The organism is Pararhodobacter sp. CCB-MM2 (genome assembly GCF_001691415.1).
Classification (GTDB): domain Bacteria; phylum Pseudomonadota; class Alphaproteobacteria; order Rhodobacterales; family Rhodobacteraceae; genus Pararhodobacter.
In genome coordinates, this window is the sequence record NZ_LRRR01000002.1 from 217535 (window position 1) to 237789 (window position 20255).

A 20255-nucleotide genomic window follows, 5' to 3' on the forward strand; every position below is an offset into this window, starting at 1 on the left:
AGACCCTGTCCGGGAATTCAACGTCAGCGCAGATTCTATGTTGACGTATAGGAAAAAAGATTGAGCATAAGGAAACTTCCGGCCTGTGACCGGGTGGCCCTGACCCTCAGATAACCGACAGAGAGCGAAGACCATGAGCTACAAGAGTGACATCGAGATCGCGCGCGAAGCGACCAAGCAACCGATCATGGAGATTGGCAAGAAGCTGGGCATCTCCTCGAAGGATCTGCTGCCTTATGGTCACGACAAGGCCAAGGTCAGCCAGGATTTCATCAACTCGGTCAAGGATCGTCCGAACGGCAAGCTGGTACTGGTGACCGCGATCAACCCGACCCCCGCGGGCGAGGGCAAGACCACCACGACCGTGGGTCTGGGCGATGGCCTGAACCGCATCGGCAAGAAGGCGATGATCTGTATCCGCGAGGCCTCGTTGGGTCCGAACTTCGGCATGAAGGGCGGCGCGGCCGGTGGTGGCTATGCGCAGATCGTGCCGATGGAGGAGATGAACCTCCATTTCACCGGCGATTTCCACGCCATCACCAGCGCCCATTCGCTGCTGTCGGCGATGATCGACAACCATATCTATTGGGGCAACGAGCTGGATATCGACATCCGCCGCGTCGTCTGGCGCCGGGTGGTGGATATGAACGACCGTGCGCTGCGGCAGATCACCTGCTCGCTGGGTGGGGTGGCCAACGGCTTCCCGCGTGAGGCCGGCTTCGACATCACCGTGGCGTCTGAGGTCATGGCGATCCTGTGCCTCGCCAATGACCTGAAGGATCTCGAAAAACGGCTGGGCGACATGATCGTGGCCTATCGCCGGGATCGCAGCCCGGTCTATTGCCGCGATATCGGTGCCGAGGGCGCGATGACCGTTCTGCTGAAGGACGCGATGCAGCCGAACCTCGTGCAGACGCTGGAGAACAACCCGGCCTTCGTCCATGGCGGCCCCTTCGCCAATATCGCCCATGGCTGCAACTCGGTGATCGCGACGACCACCGCGCTGAAGCTGGCGGATTACGTCGTCACCGAGGCCGGCTTCGGTGCCGATCTGGGCGCCGAGAAGTTCATGAACATCAAGTGCCGCAAGGCGGGGCTGGCGCCCTCGGTCGTGGTCTGCGTGGCCACGGTACGGGCGATGAAGATGAATGGCGGCGTCGCCAAGGCCGATCTGGGCGCCGAGAGCGTCGAGGCGGTGAAGAAGGGCTGCCCCAACCTCGGCCGCCATATCGAGAACCTGAAAAGTTTCGGCGTGCCGGTCGTGGTGGCGATCAACCACTTCGTCACCGACACCGATGCCGAGATTCAGGCGGTGAAGGATTACGTCGCGAAGCAAGGCGCCGTGGCCGTGCTGTCGCGCCACTGGGAGCTGGGCTCGGAAGGATCGGCCGATCTGGCGCGCAAGGTGGCCGAGATCGCCGAAGCGGGTCAGGCCAATTTCGCGCCGATCTATCCGGACGAGATGTCGCTGGCCGACAAGATCCAGACGATCTGCAAGCGGATCTACCGTGCCGACGAGGCGCTGATGGACAAGAAGATCCGCGACCAGCTGAAGCTGTGGGAAGAGCAGGGCTACGGCCATCTGCCGGTCTGCATGGCGAAGACGCAATACTCGTTCTCGACCGATCCCAACCTGCGCGGCGCGCCGACGGGTCACTCGGTGCCGGTGCGCGAGGTCCGTCTGAGTGCCGGCGCGGGCTTCATCGTCGTCGTCTGCGGCGAGATCATGACCATGCCGGGCCTCCCGCGCCAACCCAGCGCGCTGAGCATCCGCCTGAACGATGCGGGCCAGATCGAAGGCCTGTTCTGAAGACTGCGCGGGCGGCCCGGCCGGGCCGCCCCGTCGCCAAGGGCGAAACGAGGAATGACGATGACGGCTCAAATCATTGACGGGAAAGCCTTTGCCGCCCGTATTCGCGGCGATGTCGCGACCCATGTCGCGCGGCTGAAGGCCGATCACGGGATCACCCCCGGTCTGGCCGTGGTGCTGGTGGGCGAGGACCCCGCCAGCCAAGTCTATGTCCGTTCGAAGGGCAAGCAGACGGTCGAAGCGGGGATGAACTCGTTCGAGCACAAGCTTCTGCCGACCACCAGCGAGGCGGCGCTTCTGGACCTGATCGCCCGGCTCAATGCCGATCCATCGGTGCACGGAATTCTGGTGCAACTGCCGCTGCCCAAGCATCTGGACGAGGATCTGGTGATCAACGCCATCGACCCGGCCAAGGACGTCGACGGCTTCCATATCTCGAATGTCGGACTTCTGGGCACCGGCCAGAAATCCATGGTGCCCTGCACGCCGCTGGGCTGTCTGATGATGCTGCGCGACCATCATGGCAGCCTGTCCGGGTTGGACGCGGTGGTGATCGGGCGCTCGAACATCGTCGGCAAGCCGATGGCGCAGCTGTTGCTGGGCGACAGTTGTACGGTGACGATTGCGCATAGCCGCACCAAGGACCTGCCCGACGTCGTGCGTCGCGCCGATATCGTCGTCGCCGCTGTCGGTCGCGCCGAAATGGTGCCGGGCGAATGGATCAAGCCCGGTGCGACGGTGATCGACGTAGGCATCAACCGGATCGAGCGCGACGGCAAGACCAAGCTGGTCGGTGATTGCGATTATGACAGCTGCGCCGCCGTGGCCGGAGCGATCACCCCGGTCCCGGGTGGCGTGGGGCCGATGACCATCGCCTGCCTGCTGGCCAATACGGTCACCGCCTGTTGCCGCGCCCATGGCCTGCGCGAGCCTGAAGGGCTCACGGCCTGAACCGCCAAGTCTGAACGCCAAGCGAAAGGGTGGAGCCCATGCTGGACGACAAGTATCCCTCGGTGAAAGCCGGCCCGCCCCGGCCCAGCGGCCTCATCCAGCCGCGTGTCTTCTCGATGCCGCCGGGCACCGAGCGCTATGTCGTCGAGGGCTCGGGCGCGATCCTGATCCGGCTCGAGGCCGGCGACACGCTGGAGGTGCAGAACACCGAGGGCGGCCAGCCCTGCGAGATCGTCTGCGCCGATCCCAAGGGGGCCAGCGATCCCGGCCTTTTGGGCGTGCCAGCCCATGCCGCGCCCACGGGGCTGATGGCGCTGGTCACCAGTGGCGATGCCTCTTTGCGCAGCCTGCGGTTGGGATTGGAAGCGCGCGGCATCGACCTGTCCAAGGCCCAGGCCATCACGCTGTTTGACAGTCAGACTCCCGCGGGAACAGCCCAAAGCTTCACCGCCACGCGCGAAGGGGTGGCAATCATCGCTGCGCCGGGCGGCATCATGGATTTCGAGATGCAGGATACCGCCACGCCGCTGACGGTGATGGTGCGCCGCGCGGTGATCAAGCAGATCGCCCGCTTCGAGCTGCCCGATCCGCTGGCAGAGCCCGTCAGCGACATCCGCGTGCATTCCGCCACCGCCGAGGCCTATTTCGTCAAGGCGGGGGATTACATCCAGATCCTCGATGTGGATGGGCGCCAATGTACGGATTTCCAGTGTTTCGCCGCGCGCAAGCTGGACAAGGGCATCGTCCATGCGCTGGACGTGACGACCACGCGCACGCTGATGGAACACGCCTATCCGATGCCCGGTCTGCACGCGAAATATTACGACCATGACATGCTGCCACTGGTCGAGGTGGTGCAAGATACCTGCGGACGGCATGACGCCTTCGCGCTGGCCTGTTCGTCAAAATACTACGACGACATCGGCTATCCGGGGCATGTCAATTGCTCGGACAACTTCAATGCCGCGCTGGCCCCGCATGGCGTCAATGCCCGGCGCGGCTGGATGGCGATCAACTTCTTCTTCAACACCGGGCTCGACGCGCATGGCGTGATGTATTCCGACGAGCCCTGGTCGCGCCCCGGCGATTATGTGCTGCTGCGCGCGCTGACCGACCTCGTCTGTGTCAGCTCGGCTTGCCCGGATGACACCTCGGCCGCGAATGGCTGGAACCCGACCGACATCCATGTCCGCACCTACAGCGGCAAGGAAACCTTTCAGCGGGCCATTGCCTATCGCCCGACGCCCGACTCGGAGCCGAAAATGACCAAACAGACTGGCTTTCACAACAGTTTCGCCCGCTTCACCCAGAACTTCGTCGAGTATAACGGCTATTGGCTGGCCAATTGCATGTCGACCGCCGGCCCGATCGAGGAATACCACGCTTGCCGTCAGAAGGCTGTGGTCATGGACCTCAGCGCCTTGCGCAAGTTCGAGATCACCGGACCTGACAGCGAGGCGCTCTGCCAATATGTCTTCACCCGCAACATGAAGACGCTGCCGGTGGGCGGCGTCGTCTATACGGCGATGTGCTACCCGCATGGCGGCATGATCGACGACGGCACCGTGTTCCGGCTGGGCAAGGACAATTTCCGCTGGATCGGTGGGTCGGATTATGGCGGCGAATGGCTGCGCGAGAAAGCGGCCGAGCTGGGGCTGAAGGTGCTGGTTCGCGCCTCGACCGACATGCAGCACAACATCGCCGTGCAGGGGCCGGAAAGCCGCGAGATCCTGAAGAAGGTGATCTGGACCGCGCCCCATCAACCCCGCTTCGAGGCGCTGGACTGGTTCCGTTTCGCCCCCGCCCGCATCGGCGACGATCAAGGCATCCCGGTCGTCGTCTCGCGCACCGGCTATACCGGCGAGCTGGGCTATGAGATCTTCTGCCATCCCAAGCACGCCGACGCCGTCTTCGACGCGGTCTGGGCGGCCGGCAAGCCGCATGGCCTGAAACCGATGGGGCTGGAAGCGCTGGACATGTTGCGGATCGAAGCCGGCCTGATCTTCGCCGGTTACGATTTCAGCGACCAGACCGACCCGTTCGAGGCCGGTATCGGCTTCACCGTCCCGCTGAAGAGCAAGCCCGACGATTTCATCGGTCGCGACGCCCTGATCCGCCGCAAGGAGCATCCCTCCCGCAAATTGGTGGGTCTGGATATCGACAGCAATGTCGCGGTCGGTCATGGCGATTGCGTGCATATCGGGCGCGCTCAGATCGGCGAGGTGACATCATCGATGCGCTCGCCGCTGCTGGGCAAGAACATTGCTCTGGCGCGGATCGACGTGGCCCATGCCGCCGAGGGGACCGAGGTCGAGATCGGCAAGCTTGACGGGCATCAGAAGCGCCTGCCGGCCCGGATCGTACCCTTCGCGCACTACGACCCGCAGAAGACCCGGCCGCGGTCCTGATCCGGCTTTGCGGATGACGACGCCGATGCAGACCCCTCTGGAGGCCCTTGGCGGCGAAGAGGCGCTGCACCGGCTGGTCACCCGCTTTTACGATCGGATGGAGAGCGATCCGGCGGTCCATTCCCTGCATCGGCTGCACTTTCGCGGCCATGGCCTGTCGCATACGCGGCAGGCCCAGTTCGAATTCCTGTGCGGCTTCCTCGGCGGGCGGGCCTATTACCGGGAACGCCATGGCCATATGAACCTGCGCGAGATCCATGACCATGTGCCGATCCGCGCCGATGATGCCGAGCTATGGCTCGATACTTTCGACGCGGCCTTGTCCGATTGCGGGATGAGCGGACCCGTGGTCGACCAGCTGCGCGCGACCCTGCGGCGGGTGGCGCATATCCTGGTCAACGAGGTGCCGGACTGGCGCCTTGGATCTCCCTAGCCCAGCAGCAGGATCTGGATATCCGCCACATTGGTGCCCGTCGCCCCGGTGCGCAGCAGGTCGCCCGACAGCGCCAGCGCGTTGTGGCTGTCATTGGCCGCCAACATTGCCTCGGGGTCGGCGCCGGCCTTGCGCAGGCGTGGCAGGCTGCGCTGATCGGTGATCGCGCCCGCGGAATCCGTCGGGCCGTCGCGCCCGTCCGTCCCGCCCGACAGGAACATCCACGGTCGGACGATGGGCCGGGCATCGGCCAAAGCCGCGACCCGCAAGGCCAGCTCCTGATTGCGCCCGCCCAGACCGGGTCCGGTCAATCGCACCGTGGTCTCGCCGCCCCAGACCAGCGCCAATGGCCCCGTATGACCACGGTGATGCCATGCTGTCGCGAAGAGCCGTTCGGCTGCCGTTCCGACGTCACCAATCAGCGGTTCGGGATCGGAGATCACGGTGAAATCGGGCGCAAGGGCCTGGGCGGCGGCCTCGACGCTCTGGGTGTTGCCGCCGATCAGGTGATTGATGGCCGGGGGCAAGGGGCTGAGGTCCTCGGGTTGGTGCAGATGGGTCAGGATGCTGGCGGGCAACGCCTCCGTCAGCGCCGTGTCGCGCAACAACGCCAACGCCGCGGCCCGCGTGCCGAGGGGGGCGACGGTCGGTCCGCTGGCGATGGTGCGCAGGTCGTCGCCCACAACGTCCGAGAGGATATAGGCGGTGACCGACGCGGGTGCAGCAAGGCGCAGAAGCCCGCCGCCCTTCAGCCGGGACACCTGCTGGCGCACGAGGTTCATCGCCGTGATGTCCAAGCCACTGCGCAAGAGCGCCGCGTTCAGGGCCTGCTTGTCCGTCAGCGTGATCCCGGAAGCGGGGGCGGGCAGCAAGGCCGACCCACCCCCGGATATGAGCGCGATCACCTGATCCTCGGGGCCCGCGCTGCGCAGAAGATCGATGACCGCCTGCGCGGCCTCGGCCCCCACGGCATCGGGGACGGGATGACCCGCGCGAAAAACCAACGCGCGCCCCGCATCGTCGCAATTGCCAGCCTGCGTGACGCAGATTGCCTCAACCTTTCCCGAGACTTGCGCCAACAGCGTCCGTGTCATCGCCGGCGCGGCCTTGCCCACGGCGATGATCAGCGTGCGGCCGCCCGGGCCGGGTCGCGGCGGCGGGTTCGTGGACAGGCAGCGGCTCAAGGCGCGGGCCGGATCGGCCCGACGGATGGCAGCGGCGAATCCCTCACGCGCTGCCTCCTTCAACGCGGCGAGACGGTCACGCACCGGAGATCTGGCGCGCTTTTTCGACCAGTACCTCGGCCTGCCGGATCGAGGCATAGTCGATCAACCGGCCATCCAGCGAGACTGCGCCCTTGCCGGCGGCCTCGGCCTCGGCCATCGCGGCGAGGATGCGCTGCGCCTTGGTCACCTCGGCCTCCGAGGGGCTCATCACCTCGTTGGCGAGGGCCACCTGGCTGGGATGGATCGCCCATTTCCCCTCGCAGCCCAGCACCGCGGCGCGTTTTGCGGCGGCCCGATAGCCCTCGGGGTCCTGAAAATCGCCGAAAGGTCCGTCAATCGGACGCAGGCCGTTGGCACGGGCGGCGACCACCATCCGGGCCAGCGCGTAATGCCACATATCGCCCCAATGGGTGGCGCGGCTTCCATCGGCCAACGGGTCTGTGAGCACCGCATAATCCGGATTCACCCCGCCGATGATCGTGGTGCGCGCACGGGTCGAGGCGGCGTAATCGGCAACCCCGAAATGCAGGCTTTCGTTGCGCTTCGACGCTGCGGCGATCTCGGAGACGTTCTGCATCCCAAGCGCGGTCTCGATGATATGCTCGAAGCCGATGCGCTTCTTGTAGCCCATCGCGTCTTCGATCTGCGTGACCATCATGTCGACGGCATAGACATCCGCAGCGGTCCCGACCTTGGGGATCATGATCAGATCCAGCCGTTCACCGGCCTGCTCCACGACGTCAACCACGTCGCGATACATGTAATGCGTGTCCAGCCCGTTGATGCGGATCGACATCGTCTTGGTGCCCCAATCGATATCGTTCAGCGCCTTGATGATGTTCTTGCGCGCCTGCGCTTTCTCATCCGGGGCGACTGCATCTTCGAGGTCGAGGAAGATGACATCAACATCGGATTGCGCCGCTTTTTCAAACATTTGCGGCTGCGACCCCGGAACGGCAAGTTCCGAGCGATTGAGGCGGGCGGGGGCTTGTTCGATCAGATGAAACGACATGCGCGAAATCCTTTCCGGTGACGACTCAGGGGGACGTCCTTCTGGGATTTGCGAAAAACTTTTGCCTGTCAAGAATATTTATTTCCCGTCAGGACGCAGAATTGAGCCCTATCTGTCGTCAGGACGGCTCCGCGCGGAATAATAGAACGCGATGGCTTGGGCCCGGTTCTTGACCGACAATTTGTCGAAAATGTTGGACAGGTGGAATTTCACCGTGTTGGTCGAAATCCCCTGCCGGCTGGCCAGCTCCCGGTTCGTCAAGCCGGTCGCTAGCGCCTCGAGCAGCACCCGCTCCTTGCGCGACAGGCTGGCGATCGGATCGTCGCGCAATTGCCGGACGTCGAGGAAGGGAAACACCATCTTGCCGGCCGCCACGTCGAGGCAGGTCTGGATCAGCGTTTCAATCGGGGCCGAGCGTGGGGCAAAGGCCGCAGCACCGGCCGCCATCGCCTTGCGCGGCACGTCGTTGCCCTCGCGGCCATAGACCACCAGACGCGGCGCATTCTCCTGCGCGCGCAGCACCTCGACCAGCTTCTCGCCGCCCAGCACCGGCAGGTTCCAGTCGATCACGCCGATCCGCACCGGCACCCGCATCACCGTACCCAGAAAACCCTCGGCGGTGGCGCTGGTTGCCACCAGCGAGAATCGGGGATGGCGCTCGAAAGCCTCGGACATGGCGGACAGAACCAATGGATTGCCATCCGCGAGCATGATGTCGATCTGCGGCACGTTTTGGCCAAGCATCTGAAAATCCTCCCCGATTTCCAAGAAACTACCCATTCGGGCGGGCCGATTCACGGTATACGCCGGAATACTTACCGCTCCGGGTAGGTTTTTCCCCACCCGTTTGGCTGCCCATTTGCAGGATAGATCGGTGTTTTGCGCCTCCGCAAGAAAATTTATTTCCTAAGGGGAAGGACATCAGCCATTCCCCGGAGGAACCATGAGCGCCACCACGATCTTCCCGCCGCTGCACATTCCCGCCACCATCGCCGCCGGTCCGGGGCCGGGGAACACCGATGTCCGCGTTCTCGCCGCCTATGCCGGAGCGGGCATCGCCGACCACATGCACGCCGATGTGCTGCGGGGCATGGTCGAAGCCAAGCACATGCTGCGCCAGATCTGGGGCACGCAGAACGTCCACACCTTCGGCGTCGCCGGGACCGGGTGGAGCGGCCTCGACGTGATGTTCAGCGCGGTCATGCCGGGCGACAGTGTCGTGGTGTTCAACAACGGCACGTTCTCGGGGATCGACGGCCTGACGGTCCGCATGAAAGCCGCCACCGCCGAGGAACTTGCGGCCGCGCCCTTCGACCCCAAACCGGCCTCGGTCACGATCATCGACATCCCGCACGGCCAGTCCGTCACCGCCGAGATCGCCGAGGCCGCGTTGGCTGCGCACAAACCGAAATGGGCAGTGATGGCGCATTGGGAAACCGGATCGGGGCGGATCAACGACCTGCGCGGCTTCTCGGATGCCTGCGAGGCCCATGGGGCGATGGGACTGGTCGATGCCGTCTCGTCCTTGGGCGTGGCCGATTTCCGCATCGACGATTTCCCGGGCGTACAGGGTTGGGCCTCGTGTCCCCAGAAGGGCATCTGCTGCCTGCCGCTGACCTATGCGCCGGTCTCGTTCACCGACCGCTACATCGCGGAGCTTCGCAAGACCGGCACCCGCACCTTCGTGCACAACCCGGTGCTGGAGGCGCGCCATTGGGGGATCCTCGACGGTCAGGATGTCGAGAAGGGGACCTATCACCGCACCCATTCCGCCTATGCCGTCGCCGCTTTCCACGAGGCGTTGCGGATCACCCTGCAGCAGGGGCTGGCCAACCGGGCCCGCGACTATGCCCGACATGAGGCGGCGCTGCGGGCGGCTGTTCAGGCGATGGGCTGCGAGGTGACGTCGAACATGACGTCGCTGGTGGTCCTGAACCTGCCCGCCGCCCTCGCCGGTCGCGAGATGGAGCTGGTGCAGAATTGCCGGGCGCAGGACTTCGGCATCTGGCCGACGCTCTCGGCCCCGGTGCAGGTGCGGATCGGCATCCTGAACCTGCTCAGCGCCGCCGCGATCACCGACATCGTCACGCGCTTCGGTCAGGCGATCCGCGACCTTGGCGGTGACGTTGATCAGGCTGCCGTCGATGCCGCCTTGGACCGGCATTTCGCCGACGCCCTGGCCGCCGAATAAGCACGCACGTTCGAGGAGGAGGAGAGAGGAATGGATATTCACGAATATCAGGCGAAAGAGATCCTCGCCAGTTTTGGCGTCGATATTCCCCCCGGCGCCTTGGCCTACAGCCCGGAACAGGCCGCCTACCGCGCCCGCGAAATCGGCGGCGACCGCTGGGTGGTGAAGGCGCAGGTACATGCGGGCGGGCGCGGCAAGGCCGGCGGCGTGAAGGTCTGCGCCTCGGATCAGGAGATCCAGCAGACCTGCGAAGGCCTGTTCGGGCGCAAGCTGGTCACGCATCAGACCGGCCCCGAGGGAAAGGGCATCTACCGCGTCTATGTCGAAGGCGCCGTGCCCATCGAGCGCGAGATCTACCTCGGGCTGGTGCTCGATCGCACCTCGCAGCGGGTGATGATCGTCGCCTCGGCCGAGGGCGGGATGGAGATCGAAGAGATCTCGGCCCAGAAGCCCAAGAGCATCGTCCGCGCGACCGTGGAGCCGGCGGTGGGTCTGCAGGATTTCCAGTGCCGGCAGATCGCCTTCAAATTGGGGATCGACCCGGCCCTGACCGCGCGCATGGTCCGCACGCTTCAGGGCTGCTACCGCGCGTTCCGCGAACATGATGCGACGATGGTCGAGATCAATCCGCTTGTGGTGACCGGCGACAACCGGATCCTCGCGCTGGATGCGAAGATGACCTTCGACGACAACGCGCTGTTCCGCCATCCCCAGATCAGCGAGCTGCGCGACAAGAGTCAGGAAGACCCGCGCGAAAGCCGGGCCGCCGACAGGGGCCTCAGCTATGTCGGGCTTGACGGGAATATCGGCTGCATCGTCAACGGCGCCGGGCTGGCGATGGCGACGATGGACACGATCAAGCTGGCGGGCGGCGAACCTGCGAACTTCCTCGACATCGGCGGCGGTGCCACGCCCGAGCGGGTGGCCAAGGCCTTCCGGCTGGTGATGTCGGACAGCAATGTGCAGGCGGTTCTGGTCAACATCTTCGCCGGCATCAACCGTTGCGACTGGGTGGCCGAGGGCGTGATCCAGGCCTTGAAGGAGGTGCAGGTGAACGTGCCGGTGATCGTGCGCCTCGCCGGCACCAATGTCGAAGCGGGCCAGAAGATCCTGGCCGAATCCGGCCTGCCGCTGATCCGCGCTAACACGCTGATGGAAGCCGCCGAGCGCGCCGTCGGTGCGTGGAAGAACGACCTGACCCAGGACACCAGAATGAGGGCCGTGAAATGAGCATCTTCATCGACCAGACCACCCGCGTGATCGTGCAGGGCATCACCGGCAAGATGGCGCGTTTCCACACCAACGACATGCTGAACTACGGCACCCGCGTCGTCGGGGGCGTAGTCCCGGGCAAAGGCGGCCAGACGGTCGACGGCCTGCCGGTCTTCGACACGGTCGAGGAAGCCGTCGCCGAAACGGGCGCCGAGGCCAGCCTCGTCTTCGTGCCGCCGCCCTTCGCCGCGGACAGCATCATGGAGGCCGCCGACGCGGGAATCCGCTATTGCGTCTGCATCACCGACGGCATTCCCGCGCAGGACATGATCCGGGTGAAGCGCTACATGTACCGCTATCCCAAGGAGCGGCGCATGGTACTGACCGGCCCCAATTGCGCGGGGACGATCAGTCCCGGCAAGGCGCTCCTGGGGATCATGCCCGGCCATATCTATCTGCCCGGCCCGGTGGGGATCATCGGTCGTTCCGGCACGCTGGGCTACGAGGCCGCGGCGCAGCTGAAGGCGCATGGCATCGGCGTCTCGACCTCGGTGGGGATTGGGGGCGACCCGATCAACGGCTCGTCCTTCCGCGACATCATCCAGCAATTTCAGGAGGATGACGACACGCAGGTGATCTGCATGATCGGCGAGATCGGCGGCCCGCAGGAAGCCGAAGCCGCCGCCTATATCCGCGATCATGTCACCAAACCCGTGATCGCCTATGTCGCCGGCCTGACCGCGCCCAAGGGCCGGACCATGGGCCATGCCGGGGCCATCATCTCGGCCTTCGGGGAAAGCGCGTCTGAGAAGGTCGAGATCCTGACCGCCGCCGGGGTCACGGTTGCGCCGAACCCCGCGGTCATCGGCGACACCATTGCCCGTGTCATGGCGGAGGCCGCGTGATGAATGCCCCCGCGATCCTGGGTCGCAAGCCCCGCGTGCTGGTCACGCGGCGCTGGCCCGCGGCGGTCGAAGCGGCGCTGTCGGAGCGCTTCGATGCCGTCTTCAACACCGCCGACCGCCCGCTGGCGCCGCAAGACTTCCGTCAGGCGCTTGGCGATTATGACGCGATCCTGCCCACCGTGACCGATGGGCTGGGCACCGAGGCCCTGAGCGTGGCGCAGCCCCGCACCCAGCTTCTGGCCAATTACGGCGTCGGCTTCAGCCATATCGACACCGCCAGCGCGCGGATGCTGGGCATCGCCGTTACCAATACCCCGGACGTGCTGTCGGATTGCACCGCCGACATTGCCCTTACGCTGATGCTGATGGTGGCGCGCCGCGCAGCCGAGGGCGAGCGTGAGCTGCGGGCGGGGCAATGGACCGGCTGGCGCCCGACGCATCTTGTGGGGGCCAAAGTCTCGGGCAAGGTGCTGGGGATCGTCGGCTTCGGCCGCATCGGGCAGGCCGTGGCGCAGCGCGCGCATCATGGGTTCGGCATGACGATCCTCGTGCAGAACCGCTCGCCCGTCGCCCCGGAAGTGCTGGCGCGTTACGGCGCCGAGCAGGTCGAAAGCCTCGACGCGCTGCTGCCGCGCTGTGACTTCGTCTCGCTGCATTGTCCGGGCGGGGCCGAGAACCGTCACCTGATCGACGGACGGCGGCTGGATCTGATGAAGCCCGACGCCTTCCTCATCAATACCGCGCGGGGCGAGGTGATCAACGAACATGCGCTGGCGCAGGCCCTGATGTTCGACCTGATCGGCGGGGCGGGGCTGGATGTCTATGACGGCGAACCCCGCGTCGCTCCGGTGCTGATGGATTGCGACAATCTGGTGATGTTGCCCCATCTGGGCAGCGCCACGCGGGAAACGCGCGAAGCGATGGGATTTCGGGTTCTCGACAACCTCGTTGATTTCTTCGACGGGCGCGAGCCGCGCGACCGGGTGATCTGATGGACCGACCGGCCTCTTCCCCCTGCGCCGACGACAGCGCCCTGCGCATCACCGCCCTGTTGCGCGGGGTCTGGGCGCGGGTGCTGGCCCGGCGTGCTCCGGGCCTCGACCCCGACGCCGGGACTTGGGCGGCGGGCGATCTGGCCGAGCATCTTCAGGCGACGACGATCTGGTTCCATCTGCAGCAGATCCTCGACGAGCATCTGGCGATCCGCAGCGCCGATCAGACCGAGCGGGCAGGCGGGGTCCCGCCCGGCACCTTCCGCGCGGCCATGGCAGCAGCACCCGACCGCCGGGCCGCGATGCGCGCCCTGCTTCAGGATGGCCGCCTTTCGGTCGGTCCGACCATCACCGCCCATCCGACCGAAGCCAAGCGCGTCACGGTGATGGAGATCCATCGCCGCATCTACCGCACCCTGTCCGCGCTGGAGGGCGATACCGGCGGCTCGGCCGAGGTCGCCCGGCTGACACGGCGGCTGGAAATGGAGATCGACCTGCTGTGGACCACCGGCGAATTGCGGCTGGAGCGTCCGACGCTGGAAGCCGAAATCGACTGGGGCCTGCAATTCTACCGCAACTCGCTGTTCGAGGCCGTGCCGCGCCTGTTCGAGCGGTATCTCGACGCGGTCCATGACGGCTCGACCGAAGCGGAGAGGGATGCCTGTTGCCTGCGCTTCCATTCCTGGATCGGCGGCGACCGCGACGGCAATCCCAATGTCACCGCCCGCGCCACGGCGCTGGCGCTGGATCGGGCACAGAGGATGATCCGCGCGCTCTATGTCGAGGCGTTCGACGCAATCATCCCGCAGCTGAGCCTGTCAGACTACCGCATTGCCCTGCCGGCCCCGCACCGCGCGCGGCTTGAGGCGCTGGTCGCGCAGCGCGCCGACAATGCCGGCTCCTGCATTGCCCGCAACCCGGACGAGCTGTTCCGGCAAGCCGTCAGCGCGATGCGGCAGGCGATGGCTGGCGGGCGCTATTTCTCGGTGCAGGATCTCGACGACGACCTGCGTGCCATCGAAGCCGCCTTGCATGCCGTCGGCGCGCGGTTGGTCGCGGACGAGTTGCTGCGGCCCCTGCGCTGGCAGGTTCAGGTCTTCGGCCTGCGCGCGCATACGCTGGATATCCGCCAGAACTCGGCCGTCATCACCCGGACCTTGGCCGAGATCTGGGCTCTGCAGGGCGATGGACCCGCGCCCGGCGCGCCGGATTGGTCCGCCCGGTTGCGGCAGGAATTGGCCTCGCCCTCCTTGCCCTTCGTGGCCGAGGCACAGCTGTCGACCGAGGCCGCCGAGACCATGTCCCTGCTGCGCCTGATGCGTGAGACGCTGGCCGGGCCCGATCCGCAGGCGCTGGGGCCGTTCATCCTGTCGATGACCCGCTCGGCGGATGATCTTCTGGCCGTCTACCTGCTGGCCCGCTATGCCGGTTTCGGCGCCGAGCGTCTGGCGCTGAAGCTGGTGCCTCTGTTCGAAACCATCGACGACCTGCGCGCCGCGCCGCGCATCATGGATGCCGTCATGGCCGTGCCCCTTGCCGCCCGCAGCTTGCGGTCTGCCTCGGGCCGGGTCGAGATCATGCTCGGCTATTCCGACAGCAACAAGGACGGCGGGTTCCTGACCTCGATCTGGTCGCTGGACCGGGCGCAGCGCGCACTGATGCGCCAAATGGCCAAGCGCGGGGCGCGACCGGTCTTCTTCCATGGCCGCGGGGGATCGGTCAGCCGCGGCGGTGCCCCCACGGGCCGGGCAATCGCCGCGCAGCCCGCGGGCACGCTGGACGGGGCCTTGCGGCTGACCGAACAGGGCGAGACCGTCACCGCGAAATACGCGAATCCGGGCACCGCCGCTGCCCAGCTGGAGCTGCTGGCCTCATCCGTGCTGCGCCACAGCGCCGAGCCGCCCTTCGAAGCGGTCGATCCCGAAACCGACGACGCGATGGAGGCCCTGTCGAGCCTCAGCCAGACGGCCTATCAGGGTCTGATCGGCGATCCCGGTTTCATCGACTACTTCACGCAGGCCAGCCCGGTCGAAGAGCTGGCACTTCTGAAGATCGGCTCGCGGCCCGCGCGGCGTTCGGGCGCGACCAGCCTTGAGGATCTGCGCGCCATTCCCTGGGTCTTCGCCTGGACCCAGAACCGGCACATGATCAGCAGCTGGTACGGTTTCGGCAGCGCGCTGGAAAATTTCTGCCGCGTGCGGGGGGCGTCGGGTGAGGCGCTTCTGGCACGGATGTTCGCCGAGATGCCCCTTTACCGGCTGGCCGTCGACGAGGTCGAGAAATCCTTGGCCCTGGCGCAGATGGATCTGGCAGAGCCCTATGCCGGGTTGGTCAAAGATCGCGCGGTGGCCGAGCGGCTGTTTGGACGCATCAGCCGCGAACATGACCGCACCCGCGAGGCGATCGGGCGGTTGACCGGGCAGGCGCTGGCCGCGCGATTCCCCCGCTTCCGCGCGCGGCATGCCCGCAACGCCGAGGCCCTGCGCGCCGCCCACGCCGCGCAAGTGGCCCTGCTGCGCCGCCTACGCGCCGACCGGGCCGAACCCGTCGAGACCCGTATCCACCTCATGCAATCGATGAACTGCATCGCCGCCGGTCTGGGCTGGACCGGCTGACATCGAACAGGGAGACCCCGATGAATGCCCCTCTGAAAACCCCCGGCTTCTTCACGGACACGCTGGCCGGCACCGATCCGGAACTGTTCACCGCCATCACCGGAGAGCTGGGCCGCCAGCGCGACGAGATCGAGCTGATCGCCAGCGAGAACATCGTCAGCCGCGCCGTGATGGAGGCGCAGGGCAGCGTGATGACCAACAAATACGCCGAGGGCTATCCCGGTCGGCGCTATTACGGCGGGTGCGAATGGGTGGACCGGGCCGAGACCCTCGCCATCGAGCGGGCGTGTCAGCTGTTCGACTGCGCCTTTGCCAATGTGCAGCCCAATTCCGGCAGCCAGGCGAACCAAGGCGTGTTCAACGCGCTTCTGGAACCCGGCGACACGATCCTGGGGATGAGCCTCGATGCGGGCGGGCACCTCACTCATGGCGCAGCGCCCAACCAGTCGGGCAAGTGGTTCAAGGCCGTCCAATATGGTGTGCGCCGCTATGACAACCGGCTCGACTATGATCAGGTCGAGGTTCTGGCCATGCAGCATCGTCCGCGCCTGCTGATTGCCGGCGGCTCGGCCATTCCTCGGCAGATCGACTTTGCCCGCATGCGCGCGATTGCCGACCGGGTCGGGGCCAAGCTGCTGGTCGACATGGCGCATTTCGCCGGTCTGGTCGCGGCGGGGGCCCATCCCTCGCCGTTCCCGCATGCCCATGTCGTGACGACGACCACGCATAAGACCCTGCGCGGCCCTCGGGGCGGGATGATCCTCACCAATGACGAGGCGCTCGCCAAGAAGATCAACTCGGCGATCTTTCCGGGCATTCAGGGCGGGCCGCTGATGCATGTCATCGCCGCCAAGGCCGCGGCCTTCGGCGAAGCGCTGCAGCCGGGCTTTCGCGACTATATCCATGCGGTGATCGCCAATGCGCAGGCGCTGTCGGACCAGTTGATCAAAGGCGGGCTCGATACCGTCACCAAGGGCACCGACACGCATGTCGTGCTGGTGGATCTGCGGCCCAAGGGCGTGACCGGCAAGGCCACCGAGGCGGCGCTTGGGCGGGCGCATATCACCTGCAACAAGAACGGCGTGCCCTTCGACCCGCAGAAGCCGACGATCACCAGCGGCATCCGGCTGGGCAGCCCGGCCGGCACTACGCGCGGCTTCGGCGTCACCGAGTTCCGCCAGATTGCCGATTGGATCATCGAGGTCGTCGACGGTCTGGCCGCCAATGGCGAAGAGGGCAATGCCAGCGTCGAGGCGCAGGTCCGGGCCGAGGTCGAGGCGCTGTGCGCCCGTTTCCCGATCTATCCGCTGCTGTGATCCGACATTGAGCACCGTCCGGGCATCGGGTGATTCTCATCCGGTGCCCCTTTGGGGCACTCCGAGGCTGCCCAAGCAGCGAACCAATCTGCCGAGATTTTAAACATTGGTCTGGACCAATGCATTTTCTGGACGCTATCCTGCCTGCGGGAGATCGCCGGAGCGATGGGCGGGAGAGGTCAGGGTCGCGCCGGTTTTCAATGAATGTTCAAGTTTTTGCGGCGCGGGCCTGCGAAGGGTTTCGTCGTATCTGCGGCTTTCCTGATGGGAAACAAATGTGAACTAAAGTGTTGCTTTTCGAAAAGCCTTGGGCTTGCATGCGGAAGAACACGATGCCTTGGGAGGTCAGAATATGGCGATTATCTACAGAACCTCGGCGCTAGCGCAGCGCCATGCCGAAATCGGCGGCGAGCTGGAAGACTGGAACGGCATGGGCACCGCCTGGTTCTATGACCACAGCGACGAGCGCGCGAAGGCCGATTACATGGCTGTGCGGACCAAGGCTGGCCTGATGGATGTATCTGGTCTGAAAAAGGTCCATCTGGTTGGACCACATGCCGCTGCGGTCATCGATCGCGTGACCACCCGGAACGTCGACAAGATCATGCCGGGCCGGGCGGTCTATGCCTGCATGCTCAATGACGACGGCAAGTTCATCGACGACTGCGTGATCTACCGGCTGTCGGTCAACCACTGGATGGTGGTGCATGGCGCGGGCACAGGGCACGAGTCGATGGCCATGGCCGCCTATGGCAAGAACGTCGCGATGATCTTCGACGACAACCTGCACGACATGTCGCTGCAAGGCCCCGTTGCCGTCGATTTCCTCGCCAAGCATGTGCCGGGCATCCGCGACCTCGCCTATTTCGGCATCCTTCAGACCAAGCTGTTCGGCAAGCCGGTGATGATCTCACGCACCGGTTATACCGGCGAGCGCGGCTACGAGATCTTCTGCGAGGCCCGTCACGCCATGGCGCTGTGGGACGCGATCCTTGCGGATGGCAAAGACATGGGCATCCGCCCCGTCCAGTTCTCGACCCTCGATCTGCTGCGTACTGAAAGCTACCTGCTGTTCTTCCCCGGCGACAATTCCGAGACCTTCCCCTTCGCCAACGAACCGGCCGGCGACACGCTGTGGGAGCTGGGGCTCGATTTCACCGTCTCGCCGGGCAAGACCGGCTTCCGCGGCGCCGAAAACCATTACGCGCTGAAGGGCAAGGAGCGGTTCAAGATCTACGGCGTGAAGCTGGAGGGCAGCACCACCGCCGATACCGGCGCCAAGCTGCTGAAGGACGGCAAGGAAGTCGGCCTTGTGACCTTCGGCATGCAGTCGCCGCTGAACAACCACAGCGTCGGCATCGCCCGGATGCCGGTCGATTGCGCCGTGCCCGGGGTGAAGATGGTCGTCGTCAATCAGGACGGGACCGAGATCCCCTGCGTCACCGAAGAAATGCCCTTCTACGACAAGGACAAGGCGATCCGTACCGCCAAGGGCTGACCCATTCGACAGGCGCCGCCGGCAACGGGGGCGCCTGCTTCGCAACAGGCAACAAGACAACGGGAGTGACTGCCGCGATGTCGAAATTCCAGTTCCCCCAGAGCATTGCCAGCCGCCCGGTCTATGGCACTCTCGCGCCGCGGCCGGGCAAGGCCCATCTCATGATGGCGGATGCCGAAGGGGCCGAAGCCCTGCTCGACCTCGCCGCGCAAGCGGGCGCGCGCGACAGCGGCCTGATGGCCAAGGCGCATATCCTCTATCTGCCGCGCCAAACCGGAGAGGCCTTCGTCGACAGGCTACGCGCCCTCAACCCCGCGCAATTCTATGTCGGCCCCAGCTTCGACGCGGCCCTGCCGCGGCTGCGGCGGGTCTTGTCGGACGCACATATGGGTCTGCAGGTCTATCTGGCCGGGACCGAGGGCTTGATCGGACGCGCCGCCGCCGAACTGGCCGCGGCAGGCATCCCCGTCGGCTCGGTGCAGACCGAACATCGCGGTTCGGTCGCGCGGCGGATGCAATGCGTGCATTGCAAGGGCATCACCGAGGACGTCATCACCGATCCCTTCGTCTGCGCGCATTGCGGGCTGAACCTGTTCGTGCGCGACCATTACTCGCGCCGGCTGGCCGCCTTCCAGGGCGTCTGCATCGACGCCGAGGATCCCGGCAATGTCCCCGAACCCGTGGAGCTGTACAGATGAGCGCCGCCCCTCAGAAAGCCAAGGCCGGCGCCGAGAAGATCGACGTCGTCGTCAGCGCCGTCGTTCCCATCAACGAACTGGTCACGCGGTTCGAATTCCAGCGTCCCGATGGCGCGCCGTTTCCGCCCTTTTCGGCGGGCGCGCATACCGTCGTCGAGATGAAGGATAAGGGCCGCACGCGTCTCAACCCCTATTCGCTGATGTCCGATCCGGCCGATGCCGGGACCTATGCCATTTCGGTGCGGCGCGATGATCAGGGACGGGGCGGCTCGCTGTATCTGCACCGGCATGTGAAGCCCGGCGACCGGCTGACCATCACCTATCCCGTGAACCTGTTCCCGGTCGATCTGCGCGGTCGCAAGCATGTCTTCCTTGCGGGAGGCATCGGCATCACGCCCTTCCTGGCGATGATCGCGCAGCTGGAGACGCTAGGCGCGCGGTGGGAGCTGCATTATTCCGTCCGCAACGAGGCCCTCGGAACCTATGCCGATCAGCTGACCGCCCGGCATCCCGGCAAGGTCCACGTCTATTACGACGACCGCAAGCAGGCGATCCCGCTCGGTGACCTGCTGGATGGCCAGCCTTTGGGCACGCATGTCTATGTCTGCGGTCCCAAGGGGATGATCGACTGGGTGCACCGGACCGCTGCCGATCACGGCTGGCCCGACGCCCATGTGCATTCCGAGGAATTCCTCGCGCCGCAGCCCGGCAAGCCCTTCGAAGTGCGTCTGTGCAAGTCCGACATGACGATCCTCGTGGGCGAGAACGAAAGCCTGCTGGAAGCCATGGAGCGCTGCGGCGTCGAGGCGCCCTTCCTGTGCCGGGGCGGCGCTTGCGGCCAATGCGAGACCGATGTGGTCGAGCATGACGGCACGTTCATCCACCGCGACCATTGGCTGGAAGAGGATCAGCAGGCGAGCGGTACCAAGATCATGCCCTGCGTCAGCCGCTTCGTCGGCAAGGCGCTGGTTCTGGATCGATAGGGAGG

General features: G+C 65.6%; 16 protein-coding genes. 13 read left to right on the forward strand and 3 right to left on the reverse strand.

Features of this window, described 5'->3' with window-relative positions; translation table 11 throughout:
- Positions 1-133: 133 nt before the first annotated feature.
- From BCY78_RS03905 to BCY78_RS03920, 4 genes are read left to right on the forward strand one after another with little or no spacing between them, the layout of a single operon-like run.
- Complete coding sequence (locus BCY78_RS03905) at positions 134-1810, forward strand: formate--tetrahydrofolate ligase (protein WP_068298141.1); 1677 nt, start codon at positions 134-136, stop codon at positions 1808-1810.
- A 60-nt stretch (positions 1811-1870) separates the two neighbouring features.
- Complete coding sequence (folD, locus tag BCY78_RS03910) at positions 1871-2761, forward strand: bifunctional methylenetetrahydrofolate dehydrogenase/methenyltetrahydrofolate cyclohydrolase FolD (RefSeq protein ID WP_068298144.1); 891 nt, start codon at positions 1871-1873, stop codon at positions 2759-2761.
- Positions 2762-2799: 38 nt separating this feature from the next.
- Positions 2800-5169, forward strand: coding sequence for a trimethylamine-oxide aldolase Tdm (gene tdm, locus BCY78_RS03915; protein ID WP_068298146.1), 2370 nt, complete (start codon positions 2800-2802; stop codon positions 5167-5169).
- 25 nt (positions 5170-5194) lie between these two features.
- The gene (locus BCY78_RS03920) at positions 5195-5602 is read left to right on the forward strand and encodes a group II truncated hemoglobin (RefSeq protein ID WP_068298644.1); all 408 of its coding nucleotides are present in this window, start codon (positions 5195-5197) and stop codon (positions 5600-5602) included.
- Here the strand turns inward: BCY78_RS03920 and BCY78_RS03925 are convergent.
- The 3 genes from BCY78_RS03925 to BCY78_RS03935 form a co-directional block, all read right to left on the reverse strand.
- Positions 5599-6870, reverse strand: coding sequence for a glycerate kinase (locus BCY78_RS03925; protein ID WP_068298150.1), 1272 nt, complete (start codon positions 6868-6870; stop codon positions 5599-5601). The two genes, BCY78_RS03920 and BCY78_RS03925, sit on opposite strands and share 4 nt — an antisense overlap.
- Positions 6863-7840, reverse strand: coding sequence for a CoA ester lyase (locus BCY78_RS03930; RefSeq protein WP_068298153.1), 978 nt, complete (start codon positions 7838-7840; stop codon positions 6863-6865). Before BCY78_RS03930 ends, BCY78_RS03925 begins: the two co-directional genes overlap by 8 nt.
- A gap of 108 nt (positions 7841-7948) precedes the next feature.
- Entirely contained in the window at positions 7949-8584 is a 636-nt protein-coding gene (locus BCY78_RS03935; protein ID WP_233499343.1) for a response regulator transcription factor, read from the reverse strand.
- A gap of 199 nt (positions 8585-8783) precedes the next feature.
- Between BCY78_RS03935 and BCY78_RS03940 the strand changes: the two genes are divergently transcribed.
- From BCY78_RS03940 to BCY78_RS03980, 9 genes are all read left to right on the forward strand, one after another.
- Positions 8784-10031 (forward strand): aminotransferase class V-fold PLP-dependent enzyme, encoded by a 1248-nt coding sequence (locus BCY78_RS03940; protein ID WP_068298157.1) that lies wholly within the window; start codon positions 8784-8786, stop codon positions 10029-10031.
- 30 nt (positions 10032-10061) lie between these two features.
- Entirely contained in the window at positions 10062-11261 is a 1200-nt protein-coding gene (locus BCY78_RS03945) for a malate--CoA ligase subunit beta (protein WP_068298160.1), read from the forward strand.
- A complete protein-coding gene (sucD, locus tag BCY78_RS03950; protein ID WP_068298162.1) occupies positions 11258-12148 on the forward strand; it encodes a succinate--CoA ligase subunit alpha in 891 nt (296 codons plus the stop codon). Before BCY78_RS03945 ends, sucD begins: the two co-directional genes overlap by 4 nt.
- The gene (locus BCY78_RS03955) at positions 12148-13140 is read left to right on the forward strand and encodes a D-glycerate dehydrogenase (protein ID WP_068298165.1); all 993 of its coding nucleotides are present in this window, start codon (positions 12148-12150) and stop codon (positions 13138-13140) included. The genes sucD and BCY78_RS03955 overlap by 1 nt, the downstream gene beginning before the upstream one ends.
- Positions 13140-15755 (forward strand): phosphoenolpyruvate carboxylase, encoded by a 2616-nt coding sequence (locus BCY78_RS03960; protein WP_068298167.1) that lies wholly within the window; start codon positions 13140-13142, stop codon positions 15753-15755. Before BCY78_RS03955 ends, BCY78_RS03960 begins: the two co-directional genes overlap by 1 nt.
- Before the next feature lie 20 nt (positions 15756-15775).
- Entirely contained in the window at positions 15776-17071 is a 1296-nt protein-coding gene (locus BCY78_RS03965) for a serine hydroxymethyltransferase (protein WP_068298169.1), read from the forward strand.
- Between the two features lie 352 nt (positions 17072-17423).
- The gene (locus BCY78_RS03970) at positions 17424-18569 is read left to right on the forward strand and encodes an aminomethyltransferase family protein (RefSeq protein WP_068298171.1); all 1146 of its coding nucleotides are present in this window, start codon (positions 17424-17426) and stop codon (positions 18567-18569) included.
- A gap of 77 nt (positions 18570-18646) precedes the next feature.
- Positions 18647-19267, forward strand: a complete 621-nt coding sequence (gene dmmA / locus BCY78_RS03975) for a dimethylamine monooxygenase subunit DmmA (RefSeq protein ID WP_068298174.1) — start codon at positions 18647-18649, stop codon at positions 19265-19267.
- Positions 19264-20250 (forward strand): PDR/VanB family oxidoreductase, encoded by a 987-nt coding sequence (locus tag BCY78_RS03980; protein WP_068298178.1) that lies wholly within the window; start codon positions 19264-19266, stop codon positions 20248-20250. Before dmmA ends, BCY78_RS03980 begins: the two co-directional genes overlap by 4 nt.
- Positions 20251-20255 lie beyond the last annotated feature (5 nt).